We start from the raw sequence: 18,774 nt of genomic DNA, 5'->3' as shown, positions 1-18,774 counted from the left end.
ACAGAAAAATGACAATAAAAATGACATATGAAGTGATTATACTGGGGCATCTTCATATGCCATTGTATTTTATAGGGACATTTACTGAATATCCCTAAAAACGTCCTTTCGGGGACGTTTTTTTATTCTAAAGCATCGGGTATTTGTAGATTTCGACAAACTCCAATCCGGCATTATATACTCCAACATAAATCATACGCTGTTTTTCATCCGGGATGATAAAATCTGCAAAATTATCCAATTGGTATACCTTTTCCAATTCTCCTTGCCAGTTCATCACCACAATCTTAGCAGGATATTTCCGAAGTTCTTCTTCAATTTTATGTCCATCCCAAACCAAGTAACACCGATTCCGGGTAGCATAAGTCCGATAAAAAGTTACTGTCGTATGTTCATCCACCCGAATTTGTGTATTTATCTCTTCTTTGATCCAATCCAAAGCATAGGTCACCTTTAAATTTCCATCCAAATCATAACAGTTAATTAAATTCATATATTTAAACGGGACGATAATCGAATTGTCCTTTTCAGAAACTAGTACATGATGGCAATAAGCATCTTTACGTCCCTTTTCATAAAAATAATAAGGAACATAATCCGTATTTTTTATCTCTCCGTTATTTCGGTTACAAAAGGAAAAAAGCCCCTCGTCTTTCTCGATAAAAGTTCCGATAAAAGCAGAATCTATCTTATTGAAGTTATACATAAAATTCAGGTTTCTATATAAATGCTCCGAATTTACGCATTTCGCTATATCCCGGCTTTCCACAAGGGCAGCTAAATCTATTTTTGTTAACGTAGCGGCAGGGCTATCGTAAATAATCAGCGAATCATAAGCAAAGGAGTTAACTAGAAAAAAAGGATAATAAAACTCACAAACGCCCCGTCCTTCCCTTCCAAATCGAAAAATTTCCCGGTCAGTGTTCGTACTGAAAAGATAAAACATGGTATCCGTACATTTTTCTTTCAGTACCAAAAAAGAGTCTACCAATACACCGGTTTCATAACACCGGGGCAGAATAGTTTCAACCTTTTCACCGGTCAGATGAATCACCGGAGGCATCTTCAATTCAGTGATCCGATTCTTTTTGCTACAAGCCATCGAAAGCAGGATAAAAAATAGAGAAAGATATTTTTTCATCATACACCTATTAAATTATGACAGAGACAAGAATAAACACTTTTACAATATTTAATTAAAATGAATAAAAATTATTATTTTCCCAATAACTAGTCTGAATACAAATCCAGATTAGTTTACAAATCAAATAATAATTATATTATTTTGCAAAAATAAAATATTCTATAATATACTATTATCTATTTCAGTTAAGACACTGTAATTATACTTTACCTAAAAATTATCTATAAAATAAAAGTATATCGGTTTCCGGGGCTGTTTGGAGAATACCATTCATTCTATAACAGCCCCGTTTGTTTATCCAAGTCCAAATCCAAATTTTTCGTTAAACTTCTGCAACCGATTTCGCTTTACAGTTAAAATCACTACTTTTAACACCGTTTTATACCGAGGTCGTTCGATTTCGGGTGATTTCAAATGAGGGTGGATATAAATTTAACATCAATTATAGCAAAACATGAACCTGATCAAAATTATCTGTACAGGGTTTCTAGCCCTTGTTTTTTCCGGGCTGTCAGCTCAGGAAAATCCGCTATGGATGCGTTATCCGGCGATTTCTCCCGACGGAAAAACCATCGCATTCTGTTACAAAGGAGACATCTTTCTGGTAAGCAGTGAAGGTGGTAGAGCTACCCAGCTGACCACCCATCCGGCTTATGACAGCCGGCCTGTTTGGTCACCGGACGGAAAAACCATCGCTTTCACTTCTGCCCGGGACGAAGGATTGAACCTATATACCGTTCCGGTAAGCGGCGGCACCCCTACCCGCCTGACCTATTATTCAGGCAGCGAAATCCCCGTATGTTTCACTCCCGACGGTAAAGAAATCCTCTATCGTTCCAATGTCATGCCCGATGCAGAATACGGCCAGTTCCCCAGTGGAGGGCAGGTGTACAAGATCAGTGTCGATGGAGGACGGCCGGAACAGTTTCTGACGTTCGACGCCTTCGACATCAATTTCAACAAAAAAGGCGATAAAATCATTTATCACGATTATAAAGGATATGAAGACAACTGGCGGAAACACCACAAATCTTCCGTATGCCGGGATATCTGGATTCACGACTTGAAAAGCGGGGAATTTACCAACCTGACGAACAAACAGGTGGAAGACCGCAACCCGGTATTCGCCGATAACGACGAAAACATCTATTTCCTGAGTGAACGTTTCGGGGATTTCAATGTATGCAAAATGTCCCTGAAAAATCCTTCGGACATCAAACAAATCACCAAACACAGCAAACATCCGGTCCGCTTCCTGAGCAGCTCTGAAGACGGCTTGTTGTGTTACTTTTTCAACGGAGAGATCTACACCCTGCAACCCGGAAAACAACCGAAAAAATTAGCGGTTGATATCATCGCCGACAATACCGAATCCCCTATTGCTAAAATGAATTGGAACCGGGGAGCTTCCGAGATGGCTCTGTCACCCGACGGCAAAGAATTCGCTTTCATTGTTCGCGGAGATGTATATGTAGCTAACGCCGAATACGGTACGACGAAAAGAATCACCAATACGGCCACTCAGGAACGTTCAGTCGAATTTTCACCGGACGGCCGTTCTTTGGTATATGCCGGTGAACGGAACGGTCACTGGAATATCTATGTCGCCCGGATCAAAGACAAAGACGATAAATCTTTCGCTTATGCCAAAGAAATCGAAGAAGAGCAGATCACCAAGGGTACTAATGCTTGTTTCCAACCCTCTTTCTCTCCGGATGGTAAAGAAATCGCTTACCTCGAAAACCGGACCGAAATCAAGGTAATCAATCTGAAAAGCAAAAAATCGAGAACGGTACTTCCGGCTAAATACAACTATTCCTATCAAGACGGCGACCAATGGTATCAATGGTCTCCCGACGGTCGGTGGATCCTGGCTAAATATTTCGAACACGGCGGCTGGCAGCATAACGATATCGCTCTTGTAAAAGCCGACGGCAGCGGAGAAATCCACAACCTGACCAACAGTGGATATAGCGATCAGAATCCCAAATGGATGATGAACGGAAAAGCCATCATTTGGTCGACCGACCGTCAAGGTATGCGTAGCCACGGTAGTTGGGGAGCTCAATACGACATCTATGCCTTATTCCTGGATCCGGAAGCCTGGGATGAATTCAGAATGAACAAAGAAGAACTGGCTCTTCATAAAGAAATAAAAGAGTTACAGAAAAGGAAAGAAGCCGAAGAAAAAGCCAAAGCTGAAAAGAAACAGGAAAAGAAAGGTGACAAAGCAGATAAAGCCGGGAAAAAAGGTAAAAAAGAAGAGGGAGATAAAAAAGACGAAGGAGAAAAAGAAGGTAAAAAAGCGAAAGCAGAAGAAAACAAGCTCCCCGAACTCAAAATCGACTTTGAAAACCTGGAAGACCGGATGGTACGCCTGACCATCCATTCTTCCCGTCTGGGCGACGCCGTACTGACCAACGACGCTTCAAAACTATATTACCTGAGCGCTTTTGAAGGCGGTTACGACCTTTGGGTCAGAGACTTTAAAAACGGAAGTACCCGTATGTTATCCAAACTGAACAAAGGAGGCGGTGCTCTCGTTATGAGTAAAGACGGCAGAAACCTGTACCTGCTTTCCGGCGGACAAATCTCTAAAGTGGATATGAATTCCGGCCAGTTGAAAGGTATGAGCTACAATGCCGAGTTCGAATGGAAGAAACCCGAAGAACGGGCTTACCTGTTCGATCACGTCTGGCAGCAAGTAGTAGATAAATTCTACGATCCTACTATTCACAATATCGATTGGGCTTTCTATAAAAAAGAATATGCCCGCTTCCTGCCTTATATCAACAACAATTACGACTTTGCCGAAATGTTGGCCGAATTACTGGGCGAACTGAATGCTTCCCATACCGGTGCCAGCTACAAAGGAGGCGGCAGTTCTTCACAGACGGCAGCCCTGGGTGTTTTTTACGACGAGACATTCGACGGCGATGGCCTGAAGATCAAGGAAATCCTGGAGAAAGGTCCGCTGGATCTAACCAGTGGTAAAATCAAACCCGGTATGATTATCCGGAAAATCAACAATCAGGAAATCAAAAAAGGACAGGATTATTTCCAGATACTGGAAGACCTGAGCGGTAAACGGGTAATGCTGACAATCTACGATCCTTCTGCCAAAAAGGAATGGGAGGAATATGTGAAACCGACCACTTACGGCAACCAAAACGGTTTACTATATAACCGCTGGGTAAAACAACGCCAGGAAATGGTTGAAAAACTATCCAATGGGAAAATCGGTTACGTACATGTGAAGAGCATGGATAGTCCCAGTTTCCGTAAAGTATATTCTGAAATACTGGGCAAATACCGGAACAAAGAAGCGATAATCGTCGACACCCGTTACAACGGCGGAGGCTGGCTACATGAAGACCTGTTACACCTGCTGAGCGGTAAGAAATACGCCGAATTCGTTCCACGTGGCCAATTCATCGGTGAAGATCCGTTCACTCAATGGAACAAACCGTCGGCCGTATTAGTCAGCGAAAGCAACTACAGTAACGCTCACGGATTCCCCTGGGCCTACAAAGAACTGGGACTCGGTAAAGTAATCGGTATGCCTGTACCGGGAACGATGACCGCCGTATGGTGGGAAACTCTGATGGATCCGAGCCTGGTATTCGGTATTCCTCAGGTAGGAATGAAAGACAACCAAGGCCGCATCCTGGAGAATATGCAGCTCGAACCGGACATCAAAGTGACCAACGACCCGGCCAGCGCCATGAAAGGCCGTGATCTGCAACTGGAAGCAGCTGTAGAAAGCCTGATGAAGGAAATAAAATAATCAGGTGCCAACCGATAAAACGGTAACAAGGGTAATAGCAATAATGCTTTCCGTTGTTACCGTTTTTTCTGTTTTATCGGTATTAAAACAAAAACACCCCGGCTTTTTCGCATTCGGTCAATACCTCATCGGGCCATAAGCCGGCTTGTACCTCTCCGATATGACATTTCTGCAATAAGAGCATACAGAGCCGGGATTGTCCGATTCCTCCCCCCATTGTTTGGGGTAATTTCCCTTCCAACAAAAGAGAGTGGAAATACAATTTTTTCCGGTCCCCTGCATTTTTCAGCCACAATTGTTTTTCCAAGGCAGCCCGATCCACCCGGATCCCCATCGAAGAAATCTCGAAAGCAGACTGTAATACAGGGTTCCATACAATGATATCTCCGTTCAAACCTACCGAACCGTCTTCCGCCTCAGTGGACCAGTCGTCATAATCCGGTGAACGGTCGTCGTGAATCGTTCCATCCCCCAAAGCTCCTCCGATCCCCCGGATAAAAACCGCCCCGAACTGGCAGGCTATTCGTTCTTCCCTTTCCTTGGGGGACAAACCGGGATATTGCTTTCTCAACTCTTCGGCATGTATAAAATGAATCCGATCGGGTAAAAAGGGTTGTAATACCGGGAATTGTTCACTCAATAAAAATTCGGTACGTTTCAAGGCCGCATAAATTCTCTCGACACAAAGCTGTAACCGCTCCGGCGTGCGTTCTTCCGGGGTAATCACCTTCTCCCAATCCCACTGATCGACATACACCGAATGAATATTATCGATCGTCTCATCCGGACGTAAAGCGTTCATATCGGTATAAATTCCCATACCCGGCTGAATATGATGCCGCCAAAGAGCATAACGTTTCCATTTGGCCAGCGATTGTACGATCTCGGCTCGTTGTCCTCCTAATACACGGGCTCCGAAACTCACCGGCTGTTCAGTACCGCTCAGGTTATCGTTCAAGCCCTTCCCCGAAGGAACGACAATAGGTGCTGTAATCCGGCGCAACTTCAATTCCGCAGCCAGCGCCAATTGAAAGGTGTCCTTGATAAATTTAATGGCATGCTCTGTCTGCCATACATCCAAGACCGAAGTGTAGTCTTCCGGTAAAAATAATTGCTTCATAAGGGTAAAAATTTAAGTTTATAACCGACAAAAAAGCCTCCCCGCATCGGGAAGGCTCATCCATATATCTGATCTGTTCCGTTTTTAACCATAACCTCCCCTTTGCAACCGCTCTGCATTGCAATTATTATTCAGGTTGATATTAGAATTAAAAAGGACCATGGCTCGTATTCATTCATGACAAATATAAAGTAAAAATCGAAAAATAAAAATGCCGATTGAAAATTTAACAAAATACAGATTTGGAAAATGACACTACTGTTTCAAATTCCGATAATTTAGCTTATCTTTACCGAATCTAAATAGCACAGATAACTTGATTTACATATTTTATTCAACACAATGATTACCAAATATTTTCGTTTATTCCTTTTTTTCTTTCTGATCGGGAACCTCCTGATTTCCTGTAAAAATAAATCCATTTCTACCCGGCTGGTGAGCGTCAGTATTCTTCCTCAAAAATACCTGACAGAACAAATCGCCGGTGATTACCTGACGGTGAATGTCATGATACCTCCGGGTATGAATCCGGCTACCTGTGATCTAAGTACGGAACAACTGAAGAAATTATACGATAGCGACCTTTGTTTCACCATCGGTTATTTACCTTTCGAACAAATCCATCTATTTCCTGTTCTCGAAAACCGCCCGGATATCCAAATCGTAAATCACTCCGCCAACCTGCAACTGATTCACGGAAGCTGTGGGCATACGCATGCCGCAGGTGACGAACACGACGGAGTAGATCCTCATATCTGGCTTTCTCCGGCACATGCCCGCACTATGGCCACTACCGTCTATGAAGTACTATCGGAAAAATATCCGGAACAAAAACTACAGTTCGAACAAAATTACCAGGCCCTTCTCCAGAAGATCGACAGCATTGCCGATCGCGCCAAACAAGTACTGGATCATAAAAAAGACAAAATATTTCTGATCTATCATCCGGCTTTGACTTATTTTGCTGCCGATTACGGGATGGAACAAATCTCGATCGAAGACGAAGGGAAAGAACCCAATCCGGCCCATTTGAAAAAAATCATCGATCTGGCCCTGGAAAAAAATATCCATATGATCTTTATCCAAAGTCAATTCGATGTCAATAATGCCGAATCCGTAGCCAAACAAATCGGAGGCCAAATCATTCAGATCGACCCGCTGACCGAAAACTGGGCAGCTGAAATGAACCGATTGATCGATACCCTGGATAAATATTTGCCTGAAAAATAACATGACCCCCATACTCGAACTCAAAAATGTAAGCGCCGGATATGACCATGAAGTCATTCTTCATCAAGTCAATCTGAAAATTTATGAGCATGACTTTCTTGGCATCATCGGTCCCAACGGGGGCGGAAAAACCACCCTGCTCAAAGTGATACTGGGGTTACTGAAGCCTTATAGCGGAGAGGTCATTTACCCCGTCTCCAGACAAAATCTCTTCGGCTATCTACCACAGAACAGCCGTTTCGACCAGCGTTTTCCCATCGATGTCACCGAAGTAGTCCTCTCCGGCCTGATGTCCGAAAAGGGACTTTACAAATCCTATACCCGAGCCGAAAAACAAAAAGCCTGGGATTTACTCGATCAATACGGTATGGGAGCATATAAGAAAGCACCGATCGGCGATTTATCGGGCGGACAGATGCAACGGGTATTCCTTTGCAGGGCGGTCATTGCGTCTCCCCGCATCCTGATCCTCGACGAACCGACGACTTATGTAGACAGTAATTTCGAAAAGGAATTTTACACCATCCTGGAAGAACTCAATAAATCGCTGAGCATAGTCATGGTATCTCACGATCTGGGAACTATCTGTTCCTATGTGAAGACTATCGCTTGTGTCAACCGGGAATTGCATTATCATAATTCTAACCTGATCAGTGCAGAACAGTTGCAATCGTACCACTGTCCCATCGAGTTGATCACTCACGGAAAAATTCCGCACCGGGTGCTGAAGGAACACGAAAAAGGTAAACAGTAGCAGGCGGTGAAGCTACTAAAAGCTATAGGCAAAGAGACGAAAAGGGAAAAGACGAAAAAGGAGAGTTGAGGAAAAAAGGAAGAAGAAATAATGAATAAAAAGAATCGAAGATGCTGGAACTTTTAAAATATGATTTTTTTCAGAATGCGTTGATCAGTACGTTGTTGATCGGTATCAGCTGTGGATTGGTAGGTACCTACATCGTTGCCAAACGAATGGTATTCATCAGCGGCGGAATCACCCATGCTTCTTTCGGCGGCTTAGGACTCTCATATTACCTCGGGTTATCTCCCATGTTAGGTGCTACAGCCTTCTCGATTTTATCTGCCCTGGGAATTCTGTTCCTTTCCGACAGTAAAAAGCTCAAGGAAGATTCCCTGATCGGCATCTTTTGGTCGGCAGGTATGGCGATCGGTATCCTGTTTATTTACCTCACTCCAGGGTATGCCCCCAATCTGATGTCGTATCTCTTCGGGAATATCCTGACCGTTACCCGGGAACAGATTATCCTTTCCGTGGTTCTATGTCTGGGTATCATCCTTTTTTTCGCCCGTTTCTACCGTCCGTTATTCTACATCGCTTTCGATAAAGAATACAGCCGTACTCACCATGTGCATGTCAACCGGATAGACATCGCCATCACACTGATCATCGCCCTTTGTATCGTGCTGTCCCTGAAATTAGCCGGAATCATTCTGGTCATTTCCTATCTGACTATTCCTCAGGCTATCGCCGGCATCTTTTACAAAAACTTCAAACAGCAACTATTGGCTTCCGCCCTGGTCAGTACCGCCGGTTCGATTACCGGACTATTCCTTTCTGCCTTTCTGAATATTCCCACCGGTGCCACCATCGTAATCTGTTTTCTTCTCTTTTTCCTGATCAGCTGGCTGATAAACAAAATCAGATAACAAAAAAATAACCATCCGTTCAATTGTAAAATTAAATTAGTTTATAAAGTTCCCGGATCCTGCGGGTGCTTTTTTTATGAACTTTTAAGCAACGAAGGAGCAACTTTAAGAACTTTACGAACTAATTATACCTACTTTTTTAAATTATTCGCCCTTTTTCTCCAGTTTCCTTGAAAAAATTTCTACCAAATCGGATAAAGCGCTGTTTTATCCCTGATCTTTTATTAGTTTTGTGGCAGCAAAGAAAATTTAAAACGTTTGAAATATGAATTACGATTTAATCGTCATCGGGAGTGGCCCCGGTGGGTATGTGGCTGCCATTCGTGGTGCTCAATTGGGTTTTAATGTCGCTGTAGTGGAACGTGCCGAACAAGGAGGAATCTGCCTGAACTGGGGATGTATCCCAACCAAATCTTTATTAAAATCGGCTCAGGTACTCGAATATGCACAACATGCAGAGGCCTACGGAATCCAGATCGAACATGCAGAGCCCGATTTTCAGGCAATCATCGCCCGTAGCCGGGGAGTTGCCGACAAAATGAGCAAAGGCATCCAGTATCTTTTCAAAAAAAATAACATTACCGTAATTCCCGGACATGGGAAACTGACGGCAGATAAAAAAGTAGCGGTTACTTCAGCCGCCGGGGAACAAACGATATACGAAGCGAAACATATTATCCTGGCTACCGGTGCACGTTCACGGGTATTGCCGGCCATTCCTCAGGATGGGAAAAGGATTATCGGTTACCGTGAAGCGCTGACCCTCGATCATCGACCGGCTTCACTGCTGGTAGTCGGCTCCGGAGCTATCGGTTCGGAACTGGCCTGGTTCTATAATGCGATGGGGACTAAAGTGACCCTGGTGGAATTTATGCCTACGATCCTGCCTGTCGAAGACGAAGAAGTATCTAAACAGGTGGGACGCTCGTTCAAGAAAGCCGGTATCGAAGTATTGGTAAAATCTACCGTCGAGAGTATCGATACCAGTGGTGAATTATTGAAAATCAATATCCGGAATAAGAAAGATCAAATCGAGACCTACGAAGCTGAAATGGTATTGTCGGCTGTCGGTATCGCTCCCAATGTTGAAAACATCGGGTTGGAAGAACTGGGTATCGAAATGGAAAGAAGTAAAATTAAAGTAGACGGCTACTACCGTACCAATGTCGAAGGCGTGTATGCCATCGGAGATATCGTACACGGTCCGGCTCTGGCCCATGTTGCTTCGGCAGAGGCCATTTGTTGTGTAGAAAAATTAGCCGGCCTGACTCCCGAACCGATCGATTATGGCAACATTCCGGGTTGTACCTATACTTCGCCCGAAGTAGCCTCTGTCGGCCTGAGTGAAGCGAAAGCCGCCGAAGCCGGTTACGAACTGAAAATCGGTAAATTTCCTTTTACCGCTTCAGGGAAAGCTAGTGCAGCCGGAGCTAACGATGGATTTATAAAGCTGATCTTCAATGCCAAGGACCATACACTGCTCGGTGCACATCTGGTCGGTGCCAACGTCACTGAAATGATTGCCGAACTGGTTTTAGCCCGGAAGAAAGGGGTTACCGCACACGATATCATCAAAACCGTTCACCCGCACCCGACGATGAGTGAAGCCGTAATGGAGGCTGCAGCAGCTGCCTATGACGAAGTAATCCATCTGTAATTTTTTAATTCAAATACCGATACAATGAAGAAAACCTTAATCACAACGACCCTCTTTCTGGCCTGCTCCGGAGTTTTCGCACAAGCGCTCTCCGAAAAAGACCTGCAGGAAATCCAGAGTAGTTTCAAAAAGGATGCTTCTACGAAAGCCATTCAGAACATACTGACTGCCGACAAAGACATCAAAGGCAATGCCCTGAACCGTGATCTGCAAGGTAAAATCGACCATTATTTCAAATACCGGGCAGATGTGAAAGGCATTACCAATCAGCTCAGTTCCGGACGGTGCTGGATGTTTACCTCAATGAACGTATTACGCCCGTCGATCATGAAAAAATACAACCTCAGCCAATTCGATTTTTCACACAACTACCTGTATTTCTGGGATATCTTCGAAAAGTCGAATCTTTTCCTCGAAAACATCATCGCAACCGCCAAGCAACCGATGGACGACCGGACAGTAGTGGAATATTTCAAAGCTCCTGTAGGAGACGGCGGAGTATGGAACCTTTATTACAATGCTGCCGAGAAATACGGAGTAGTGCCTCAGGAAGTGATGCCCGAAACCGCTCATTCCAACAATACTTCCCAGATGGTGAGCATCATCAATGAAAAACTGCGCCAAGGTGGTTATGAACTGCGCGAAATGACTGCTGCCGGCAAAAAAGGGAAGGAACTTACAAACGCTAAAATGGCTACGCTGAAAGAAGTATACCGGATTCTGGCCCTCTGCCTGGGTGAGCCTCCTCATCAGTTTACGTGGAGATATAAGGATAAAGACGGGAATATCAAAGAGCTGGCCAATTACACGCCGAAACAGTTCTACAAAGAAATCACCCCGGCCGACTACAGTCCTTCCAACTATATCATGATCATGAACGATCCGACCCGGGAATATTACAAAACATACGAAATTCAGAATTACCGGAATACCATCGAGGGAATCAACTGGATTTATCTCAATCTGCCCAACGAAGATATCAAAGAGGCCGCCCTGGCTTCCATTAAAAACAACGAGCCGATGTATGCCTCCTGCGATGTAGGGAAACAGTTCAACCGGGAAGAAGGTATCCTCGATCCCGAAATGTACGATTATGAATCCCTGTTAGGCGTGAAACTGGATATGGATAAAAAAGCCCGTATCCTCACCCGTCAGAGCGGTTCTTCCCACGCCATGACTCTGGTGGCCTGCGACACCGACGAAAACGACAAACCCGTAAAATGGGAGTTCGAAAACAGCTGGGGAGCAGCTTCCGGCCACAACGGCTACCTGACATTCACCGACAAATGGTTCGATGAATACATGTTCCGTATCGTGATCCGCAAAAACTACCTCAACGCAAAAGCCATCGAAGCCCTGAAAGGCAAACCGGTACAGTTGCCTGTTTACGACTATATGTATTAAACGAAAACAATAAATGATGAACGAAAAAGCCTTTTCGTTCATCATTTATTGTATCAATTCCGAGTGTGACCAGTGGCCTTATCAAAAATAAAAATATAATAACGCACATTAAATCAGTATTCTTTCCACACATATTTATCCGCTTCATTTAACGAACACATGACATTTTTTTGTAAAAACTTGTGTCAGAAATTCTTCTTTAGTTAGAAATCCCTGACATTCTCCTTTATTTATGCGATAACGAGGTTTTATTCCTTCCGGAAAAACATCATAAACGATCCCGGCTTTCTCGATATAAAAACGACAAGTATCCTGAAAAATATATATTTTATCTGTAAGTTGATAGGCTATCAACTCATCTCCCTCAAAATAGGAAAGTACTTCACGCCCGGAAGAAGTCGGTACAATATTTAGCAAATGTCCTCCTTTCACTTTCTCTAAGAATTTGGCTTTCTTTTTAGGATCAGGCCCAAAATTCATATAAAAGATAGGATTATAATATAAAGTCTTAGCCATCCTCTTTTTATTCGTACTCCTGATGGAGATTCCTTTCGAATATTCAATTCTCTGAGAGACATTTTGGCTTTTTAGTCCCCCTCGTGTTACAAATACTTTAATCTTCCACCTCAAACTCACAAAGTGGTCCCCAATATCCCGGATCACAAATACAATTTCCGGAAATAGCCGGAATATGATCAATAAATTCTTCCCCACCATCGGGAACAAAGACCCCATTTTTACAAGGATTTCGTTTGTCTATCTCCCACATTTCCTAAGGAATCCAAATATTAGCTAATGCTATTACAGAAAACCCCATTATTACTGCCAGCATAGTGACTACTTTTTCCATGTTCTTTTTCATAGATCTGAATATTAAATTAAAACCGATGTTCACTCCCCGGCTATTTAAGGTTGAAGGAATAAAATTTTGCTTGCATAATTCAAGAAAATTAATTTTATTTTTAAAATATTCATCATCTTAAATCATAGAAACAAAAAAATCCCTTGTTATAAAATTATAACAAGGGATAAAATCAGGAAAATACAAATACAATCAAGCTATTTCCTTTCAAAGTTTGTATACCAACACCGTAGCATAGGCCGACACCCCTTCTTCGCGGCCTTCGAAGCCCAGTTGTTCGGTAGTTGTCGCTTTGATCGAAAGATCGTCGACATCCAGTTCCAGGATTTCAGCCAGGCAATGCCGCATATCATCGATAAACGGTCGGATTTTGGGACGTTGCAGACAAACGACACTATCGATATTACTGATCGCATATCCCCGGTGATCGATCAAGGCTTTCGTTTTTTGCAACAGGAGCTTACTATCGATCCCTTTATAAGCCGGACAGGTATCCGGGAAATGCTGTCCGATATCTCCCAAGCCGGTAGCTCCCAACAGAGCATCGCAAATAGCATGTATCAACACATCGCCGTCCGAATGGGCAACGCATCCTTTCTCATGTCCGATCTTTATACCTCCCAGCCAAAACTCTCTACCAGCCTCCAGCCGATGAACATCGATTCCAATTCCAGTTTTAATTTTCATAGGTCATTCTTTATCCTCCATATGGAGTTATCCTTGCAAAATTATCAATAAATTACAAAGGTAGTGAAGAGTGAGCAAGGTATTTTACAGCTTTTGAAGAAAAAATACAATCATTTCATTTTCATCTAAAACTTTATTTATCTATATTTGTGGATTAATTACGACGTGTGTTTTATAATCAACCATAACTATTTGCTAAAGACATTCCACAGATGAGAAATAATGGATTTTTTGTTTTTGCAACGTGTTGTCTGCTTGTGTTTTCTGCCACATCCTGTCAGAAAATAAAAGGCATTTTCGGAAAGAAAAAATCTTCTACCACAGGCTGGACATACAACGACAGTAAAAACGGGGGGATCGAGTACAATAATGTAAAAGCACAAAAAACAGGCCCCGGACTTGTATTCATTCCGGGAGGAACTTTCGTTATGGGACGTACCCAGGAAGATGTCATGGGCGACTGGAACAATACGCCCAAAAGAGTAAGTATCGCTTCTTTTTATATGGACGAAACCGAAGTCCGTAACATCGACTGGCTGGAATATCTGACCTGGTTACGACGGGTATATACCACCTATCCCGAAGTATACCAAAAGGCATTACCCGATACCCTGGTGTGGCGTGACCAGTTGGGTTACAACGAACCGATGGTGAAAAATTACCTCCGTTTTCCAGCTTATGCAGAGTATCCGGTAGTCGGGGTTAGCTGGGAACAAGCAACGGACTACTGTGTATGGCGTACCGACAGGGTAAACGAACAAATCCTGATCGACAAAAAAATCCTGACCCAGGATCCTGATAATCAAAAAGATGAAAATAACTTCAATACAGAAGCTTATACGACAGGACAATATACCGGTACGGTAAGAAAGAACTACAAAGGCCTGAGTAAAGAAAGACGTCCGGTAAGGTGGGAAGACGGATTATTGCTCCCGGAGTATCGCCTGCCGACAGAAGCAGAATGGGAATATGCCGCTTACGGTTTGATCGGTAATACCCAAGACGAAAGAATATCCAACTCCCGAATCTATCCCTGGGACGGTTCGTGGGTGAGATATGCCGAAAAAAAACACCGGGGACGGATGATGGCTAATTTTACCAGAGGGAAAGGCGATTATATGGGCGTTGCGGGCTCGGCCAACGACGGCTGGGACTACACCTCACCGGTCAGATCATTCTGGCCGAACGATTTCGGTTTATACGACATGGCAGGTAACGTCAACGAATGGGTAGCCGATGTATACCGGACTTTATCTTTCCAGGATATGGCGGAATTCAATCCCTACCGGGGTAATGTATTTCAATCGCCGGTACTGAACGAGGATGGCACAGCAGCCCCCAAAGACAGTCTGGGACGGATGCGTTACCGGAATCAGACAGATGCCGAACTGGCAAACCGCGAAAACTACCGTACAGCCGACAACCGTAATTTCAACGACGGAGATTTGAAATCACGGATTTCCGGAGATATCGACTGGCGTAACACAGAAAACGACCGGGGTACTCACGATATGTATTACAACGACGGAAAAGGGGAAATCACCACCCTGATCGATGATGAAGCCCGGGTATATAAAGGAGGATCCTGGAAAGACCGGGCCTATTGGCTGAACCCGGGTAGCCGGCGCTATATGAATCAGAAGCGATCCAGTAACGACATCGGTTTCCGCTGTGCCATGAGTCATGTCGGGAATGCTACCGGCGGCAAGAAAAATAAAGTATCGCAGAAATAGTTCTTAAATTATTAACCCAACAAAAGGTTGTCGTAGCATTCATTCCAGCGGCAACCTTTCTTTTTTCATCAGCTTATGACAACGATCGAAAAATTATATCCCGCTATCCGGGGTCACCGGATAACCACCGACTCCCGGCAAATTATCCGGGGAGATATTTTTATCGCCTTGAAAGGTGAAAACTTCGACGGGAACCGATATGCCGCAGCAGCCCTTGAACAGGGAGCCGCCTTAGCCATTATCGATAATGCCGATTACCTATCGCCGGGTTGCGAATTAGTTGCAGATAGTCTTCTTTTCCTGCAACAACTGGCTCATTATCACAGACAACAATTGCACATTCCGATTCTGGGTATTACGGGTACCAACGGTAAGACCACAACTAAAGAGCTCTGCCATGCCGTATTATCGAAAAAATTCAAGACTTTCGCCACTCAGGGGAATTTCAACAACCACATCGGTGTCCCCCTCACCTTGCTCAGTATGGACGAAACCACCGAATTCGGTATCGTAGAAATGGGAGCCAACCATCCGGGTGAAATCAAAACGCTCTGTGAAATTGCCGATCCCGATTTCGGGATTATCACCAATATCGGCCATGCCCACCTGGAAGGTTTCGGTAGCTACGAAAATATTATCGCAACCAAAAAAGCCCTCTACGACTATCTTTTACCGAAAAACGGACCAGTATTTGTCAATACCGGTGATCCGCTGCTGATGCAACTCAGCCGTGACCACAAACGCTACACTTATGGACAAGAAGGAGATTTACTCAAAGGTGAAATCAAACAAACCGTCCCCTATCTGGTCTATTCGCTGAAAACCCGGAAAGGGGATTTATATGTCAAAACCCACCTGGTAGGAGGTTATAACTTTGACAACGCTATGGCTGCTTCGGCCATAGGTATGCATTTCGGCATCGATCCCCTGGATATCCAAACCGCTATCGAAAATTACAGGCCTTCCAACCTGCGTTCCCAGCTGATCCGTTCCGGCCGTAACACTATCATCCTGGACGCTTACAACGCCAATCCGAGCAGCATGCGTGCATCCGTAGGCAATTTTTGCGAGATGCCCGGAGAGCATAAAGTGGTCATTTTAGGAGAAATGCTCGAACTTGGCACAGAAAATGCTGCAGCTCATGAAGAGATCGTCCGCTTAACGCAGCAAGGAAATTTCGACCGGATATTTCTCATCGGGAATAATTTTGAACATTGCGCTGATAAATGTAACTTTATCACCTGGTTTAAAGATACAGAATCGTTCATGGAATACCTGAAATCGCACCCATTAAACGACTCTTTTATTTTCATAAAAGGTTCACGGGGTAATAAGCTGGAAAGGATCGTTGAATATCTGTAAATCTGATAAATAGAATATAAAATCATATATTGTGAACGATAGATTAGTCATCATTCCGACTTATAATGAAAAAGAAAATATCGAAAACATTATCCGTTGCGTATTTTCTTTAAAACCCGCTTTCGATATTCTGATTATCGAAGATAATTCGCCGGATGGAACAGCGGGAATCGTAAAAACACTGCAAAAAGAGTTCACAAATCTCCATATCATCGAACGTAAAGGTAAGTTAGGACTGGGAACCGCCTATATCACAGGTTTTAAATGGGCTTTGGAACATCGGTACGATTACATCTTTGAAATGGATGCAGACTTTTCACATAATCCCCGGGATCTGGTGAGGCTCTACGAGGCTTGTGTGCAAGGGGCCGACCTGTCGATCGGTTCGCGTTATGTAACGGGAGTCAATGTGGTCAATTGGCCGATGAGCCGGGTGTTATTGTCCTTTTTTGCTTCAAAATATGTAAAAATCATTACCGGAATGAAAGTACATGATGCCACAGCCGGTTTTGTCTGTTATACCCGGAAAGTATTGGAAACAATCAATCTGGACAAGATCCGTTTTAAAGGTTATGCTTTCCAGATCGAGATGAAATTCACTGCTTCGACACTGAAATTCCGGTTGCAGGAAGTACCTATTATTTTTACAGACCGTACATTAGGTACTTCAAAAATGAGTAAAGGCATTATCAAAGAAGCCGTCTTCGGGGTCATCACCATGAAAATACGGGCCCTGTTCGGAAAAATAAAACCACGGAAAGATTAGAAATGAAAAAGGTAATTCAAGGAGGTACTATCATCAACGAAGACCGGCAATTTCAGGCCGATCTGGTCATCGAAGGGGGAAAGATTACCCAAATCCTGGCTCAGGCACCGGAAACACTGCTTCAGGAAGCTCAGGTAATCGATGCCAGTCATTGTTTCGTTATTCCGGGGGTAATCGACGATCAGGTGCATTTTCGGGAACCCGGACTGACCCATAAAGGAAACATCGGGGAAGGAAGCCGTGCCGCTGCCGCCGGAGGTGTTACTTCTTTTATGGATATGCCCAATGTCGTGCCGCCAACCACTACCTTGCAATTGCTGGAAGAGAAACAGGAGATTGCCGGCAGGACTTCATTAGTCAACTATTCTTTTTATCTGGGAGCAACAAGGGATAATATCGGTGAAATAAAACGTGTCGATCCCCGTACCACTTGCGGTATAAAAGCTTTTATGGGTTCCTCGACGGGAAATATGTTGATAGATAGTATTCCGGCTTTGGAACGTTTGTTTGCAGAGTCGCCTTTGCTGATTGCCACCCATTGTGAGGATACGCCCATCATCAACCATAATTTAGCTCTTTACAAAGCAAAATACGGAGACGATATTCCACCACAATATCATCCGCTTATCCGTAGCCGTGAGGCTTGTCTGAAAAGCTCCGCCTTGGCCGCTTCATTGGCCCGGAAATACAATAGCCGCTTGCATATTCTGCATTTGAGTACTGCCGACGAGTTGACTCTGCTCGATAGCGGAAACCGGTTGGAGAAAAAAATCACCGGCGAGGCTTGTGTACATCATCTTTGGTTCAACGACGAGGCTTATCTGACCAAAGGGAATTTCGTGAAATGGAATCCGGCCATCAAAACCGAAGCCGATCGCCAGGCCCTTTTGGAAGCAGTGAATCAGGGCGTCATCGATGTGATCGCAACTGACCACGCCCCCCATACCCTGTCCGAAAAAAACGGTCCATACACCAAAGCCGCCAGCGGTGGCCCTATGGTCCAACACTCTTTGACGGTAATGTTGGAATTAGCCGAACGCAGAATGATCTCTATGGAAAAAATAGTCGAAGGCATGTGCCATGCCCCCGCCGAATTGTTTCGAATCGAAAACCGGGGATTTATCCGCGAAGGCTATCAGGCCGATCTTTGTATTTTCCGGAAAGCCCCCTGGACGGTAACGAAAGAAAATATTCTCTATCAATGTGGCTGGTCGCCCCTGGAAAACCAAACGTTCACCTATAAAGTACAAACGACGCTGGTAAACGGACATGTCGTATACGATAAAGGAGATTTTTATACCGACCGTACAGGCGAACGACTCACTTTTAAACGGTAAATACCCGCATCGGATGTAAA

The 18,774-nt window shown here is 44.0% G+C and carries 15 protein-coding genes; 10 read left to right on the top strand and 5 right to left on the bottom strand.

All coding sequences use genetic code 11. The features are described 5' to 3' along the window. Window positions 1-127 precede the first annotated feature (127 nt). Window positions 128-1,144 carry a hypothetical protein gene (locus AC5RDS_RS14270; protein WP_494222381.1) on the bottom strand — a complete coding sequence of 339 codons (1,017 nt, stop codon included), beginning with the start codon at window positions 1,142-1,144 and terminating at the stop codon, window positions 128-130. A 463-nt stretch (window positions 1,145-1,607) separates the two neighbouring features. Between AC5RDS_RS14270 and AC5RDS_RS14265 the strand changes: the two genes are divergently transcribed. Next, complete coding sequence (locus AC5RDS_RS14265; protein ID WP_371311726.1) at window positions 1,608-4,931, top strand: S41 family peptidase; 3,324 nt, start codon at window positions 1,608-1,610, stop codon at window positions 4,929-4,931. A gap of 82 nt (window positions 4,932-5,013) precedes the next feature. Here AC5RDS_RS14265 and asnA read toward each other — a convergent pair whose 3' ends face one another. Further along, a complete protein-coding gene (asnA, locus tag AC5RDS_RS14260) occupies window positions 5,014-6,051 on the bottom strand; it encodes an aspartate--ammonia ligase (protein WP_013612360.1) in 1,038 nt (345 codons plus the stop codon). A 342-nt stretch (window positions 6,052-6,393) separates the two neighbouring features. Between asnA and AC5RDS_RS14255 the strand changes: the two genes are divergently transcribed. The 5 genes from AC5RDS_RS14255 to AC5RDS_RS14235 all read left to right on the top strand — a co-directional run bounded on the left by AC5RDS_RS14255 (window position 6,394) and on the right by AC5RDS_RS14235 (window position 12,007). Further along, window positions 6,394-7,281 (top strand): metal ABC transporter solute-binding protein, Zn/Mn family, encoded by an 888-nt coding sequence (locus AC5RDS_RS14255; protein WP_013612361.1) that lies wholly within the window; start codon window positions 6,394-6,396, stop codon window positions 7,279-7,281. Window position 7,282: 1 nt separating this feature from the next. Continuing rightward, entirely contained in the window at window positions 7,283-8,035 is a 753-nt protein-coding gene (locus tag AC5RDS_RS14250) for a metal ABC transporter ATP-binding protein (protein ID WP_013612362.1), read from the top strand. A 110-nt stretch (window positions 8,036-8,145) separates the two neighbouring features. Next, window positions 8,146-8,946: a metal ABC transporter permease gene (locus AC5RDS_RS14245; protein WP_013612363.1), complete on the top strand. Its 801-nt coding sequence runs from the start codon at window positions 8,146-8,148 to the stop codon at window positions 8,944-8,946. 265 nt (window positions 8,947-9,211) lie between these two features. Then, the gene (lpdA, locus tag AC5RDS_RS14240; RefSeq protein ID WP_013612364.1) at window positions 9,212-10,603 is read left to right on the top strand and encodes a dihydrolipoyl dehydrogenase; all 1,392 of its coding nucleotides are present in this window, start codon (window positions 9,212-9,214) and stop codon (window positions 10,601-10,603) included. A 24-nt stretch (window positions 10,604-10,627) separates the two neighbouring features. Continuing rightward, entirely contained in the window at window positions 10,628-12,007 is a 1,380-nt protein-coding gene (locus AC5RDS_RS14235) for a C1 family peptidase (protein WP_046404638.1), read from the top strand. A 144-nt stretch (window positions 12,008-12,151) separates the two neighbouring features. Here the strand turns inward: AC5RDS_RS14235 and AC5RDS_RS14230 are convergent, their stop codons facing one another. The 3 genes from AC5RDS_RS14230 to ispF form a co-directional block, all read right to left on the bottom strand. Further along, window positions 12,152-12,523 carry a hypothetical protein gene (locus AC5RDS_RS14230; protein WP_147347694.1) on the bottom strand — a complete coding sequence of 124 codons (372 nt, stop codon included), beginning with the start codon at window positions 12,521-12,523 and terminating at the stop codon, window positions 12,152-12,154. A 97-nt stretch (window positions 12,524-12,620) separates the two neighbouring features. Further along, a complete protein-coding gene (locus AC5RDS_RS14225) occupies window positions 12,621-12,776 on the bottom strand; it encodes a hypothetical protein (RefSeq protein ID WP_167535994.1) in 156 nt (51 codons plus the stop codon). Between the two features lie 300 nt (window positions 12,777-13,076). Further along, window positions 13,077-13,556, bottom strand: a complete 480-nt coding sequence (gene ispF, locus AC5RDS_RS14220; RefSeq protein WP_013612367.1) for a 2-C-methyl-D-erythritol 2,4-cyclodiphosphate synthase — start codon at window positions 13,554-13,556, stop codon at window positions 13,077-13,079. A gap of 212 nt (window positions 13,557-13,768) precedes the next feature. Here ispF and gldJ point away from each other — a divergent pair, with 212 nt between their 5' ends. The 4 genes from gldJ (at window position 13,769) to AC5RDS_RS14200 (ending at window position 18,754) form a co-directional block, all read left to right on the top strand. Next, the gene (gldJ, locus tag AC5RDS_RS14215; protein ID WP_118107064.1) at window positions 13,769-15,289 is read left to right on the top strand and encodes a gliding motility lipoprotein GldJ; all 1,521 of its coding nucleotides are present in this window, start codon (window positions 13,769-13,771) and stop codon (window positions 15,287-15,289) included. Window positions 15,290-15,364: 75 nt separating this feature from the next. Then, window positions 15,365-16,651 (top strand): UDP-N-acetylmuramoyl-tripeptide--D-alanyl-D-alanine ligase, encoded by a 1,287-nt coding sequence (locus AC5RDS_RS14210; RefSeq protein ID WP_013612369.1) that lies wholly within the window; start codon window positions 15,365-15,367, stop codon window positions 16,649-16,651. A 31-nt stretch (window positions 16,652-16,682) separates the two neighbouring features. Next, the gene (locus tag AC5RDS_RS14205) at window positions 16,683-17,417 is read left to right on the top strand and encodes a polyprenol monophosphomannose synthase (protein WP_118103474.1); all 735 of its coding nucleotides are present in this window, start codon (window positions 16,683-16,685) and stop codon (window positions 17,415-17,417) included. Window positions 17,418-17,419: 2 nt separating this feature from the next. Further along, window positions 17,420-18,754, top strand: a complete 1,335-nt coding sequence (locus AC5RDS_RS14200; RefSeq protein ID WP_349175133.1) for a dihydroorotase — start codon at window positions 17,420-17,422, stop codon at window positions 18,752-18,754. Window positions 18,755-18,774 lie beyond the last annotated feature (20 nt).

It is taken from the genome of Odoribacter sp. (genome assembly GCF_985060555.1).
The sequence above is the reverse complement of the archived record's forward strand: the minus strand, read 5'-3'. Positions and strand labels throughout refer to the sequence as shown.

Bases quoted from the DNA above. Each gene is read 5' to 3' on its own strand.
- AC5RDS_RS14270 (WP_494222381.1), bottom strand. From the start codon at position 1,144: ATGATGAAAAAATATCTTTCTCTATTTTTTATCCTGCTTTCGATGGCT.
- asnA (WP_013612360.1), bottom strand. From the start codon at position 6,051: ATGAAGCAATTATTTTTACCGGAAGACTACACTTCGGTCTTGGATGTA.
- AC5RDS_RS14255 (WP_013612361.1), top strand. From the start codon at position 6,394: ATGATTACCAAATATTTTCGTTTATTCCTTTTTTTCTTTCTGATCGGG.
- AC5RDS_RS14250 (WP_013612362.1), top strand. From the start codon at position 7,283: ATGACCCCCATACTCGAACTCAAAAATGTAAGCGCCGGATATGACCAT.
- AC5RDS_RS14245 (WP_013612363.1), top strand. From the start codon at position 8,146: ATGCTGGAACTTTTAAAATATGATTTTTTTCAGAATGCGTTGATCAGT.
- lpdA (WP_013612364.1), top strand. From the start codon at position 9,212: ATGAATTACGATTTAATCGTCATCGGGAGTGGCCCCGGTGGGTATGTG.
- AC5RDS_RS14235 (WP_046404638.1), top strand. From the start codon at position 10,628: ATGAAGAAAACCTTAATCACAACGACCCTCTTTCTGGCCTGCTCCGGA.
- AC5RDS_RS14230 (WP_147347694.1), bottom strand. From the start codon at position 12,523: ATGGCTAAGACTTTATATTATAATCCTATCTTTTATATGAATTTTGGG.
- AC5RDS_RS14225 (WP_167535994.1), bottom strand. From the start codon at position 12,776: ATGTGGGAGATAGACAAACGAAATCCTTGTAAAAATGGGGTCTTTGTT.
- ispF (WP_013612367.1), bottom strand. From the start codon at position 13,556: ATGAAAATTAAAACTGGAATTGGAATCGATGTTCATCGGCTGGAGGCT.
- gldJ (WP_118107064.1), top strand. From the start codon at position 13,769: ATGAGAAATAATGGATTTTTTGTTTTTGCAACGTGTTGTCTGCTTGTG.
- AC5RDS_RS14210 (WP_013612369.1), top strand. From the start codon at position 15,365: ATGACAACGATCGAAAAATTATATCCCGCTATCCGGGGTCACCGGATA.
- AC5RDS_RS14200 (WP_349175133.1), top strand. From the start codon at position 17,420: ATGAAAAAGGTAATTCAAGGAGGTACTATCATCAACGAAGACCGGCAA.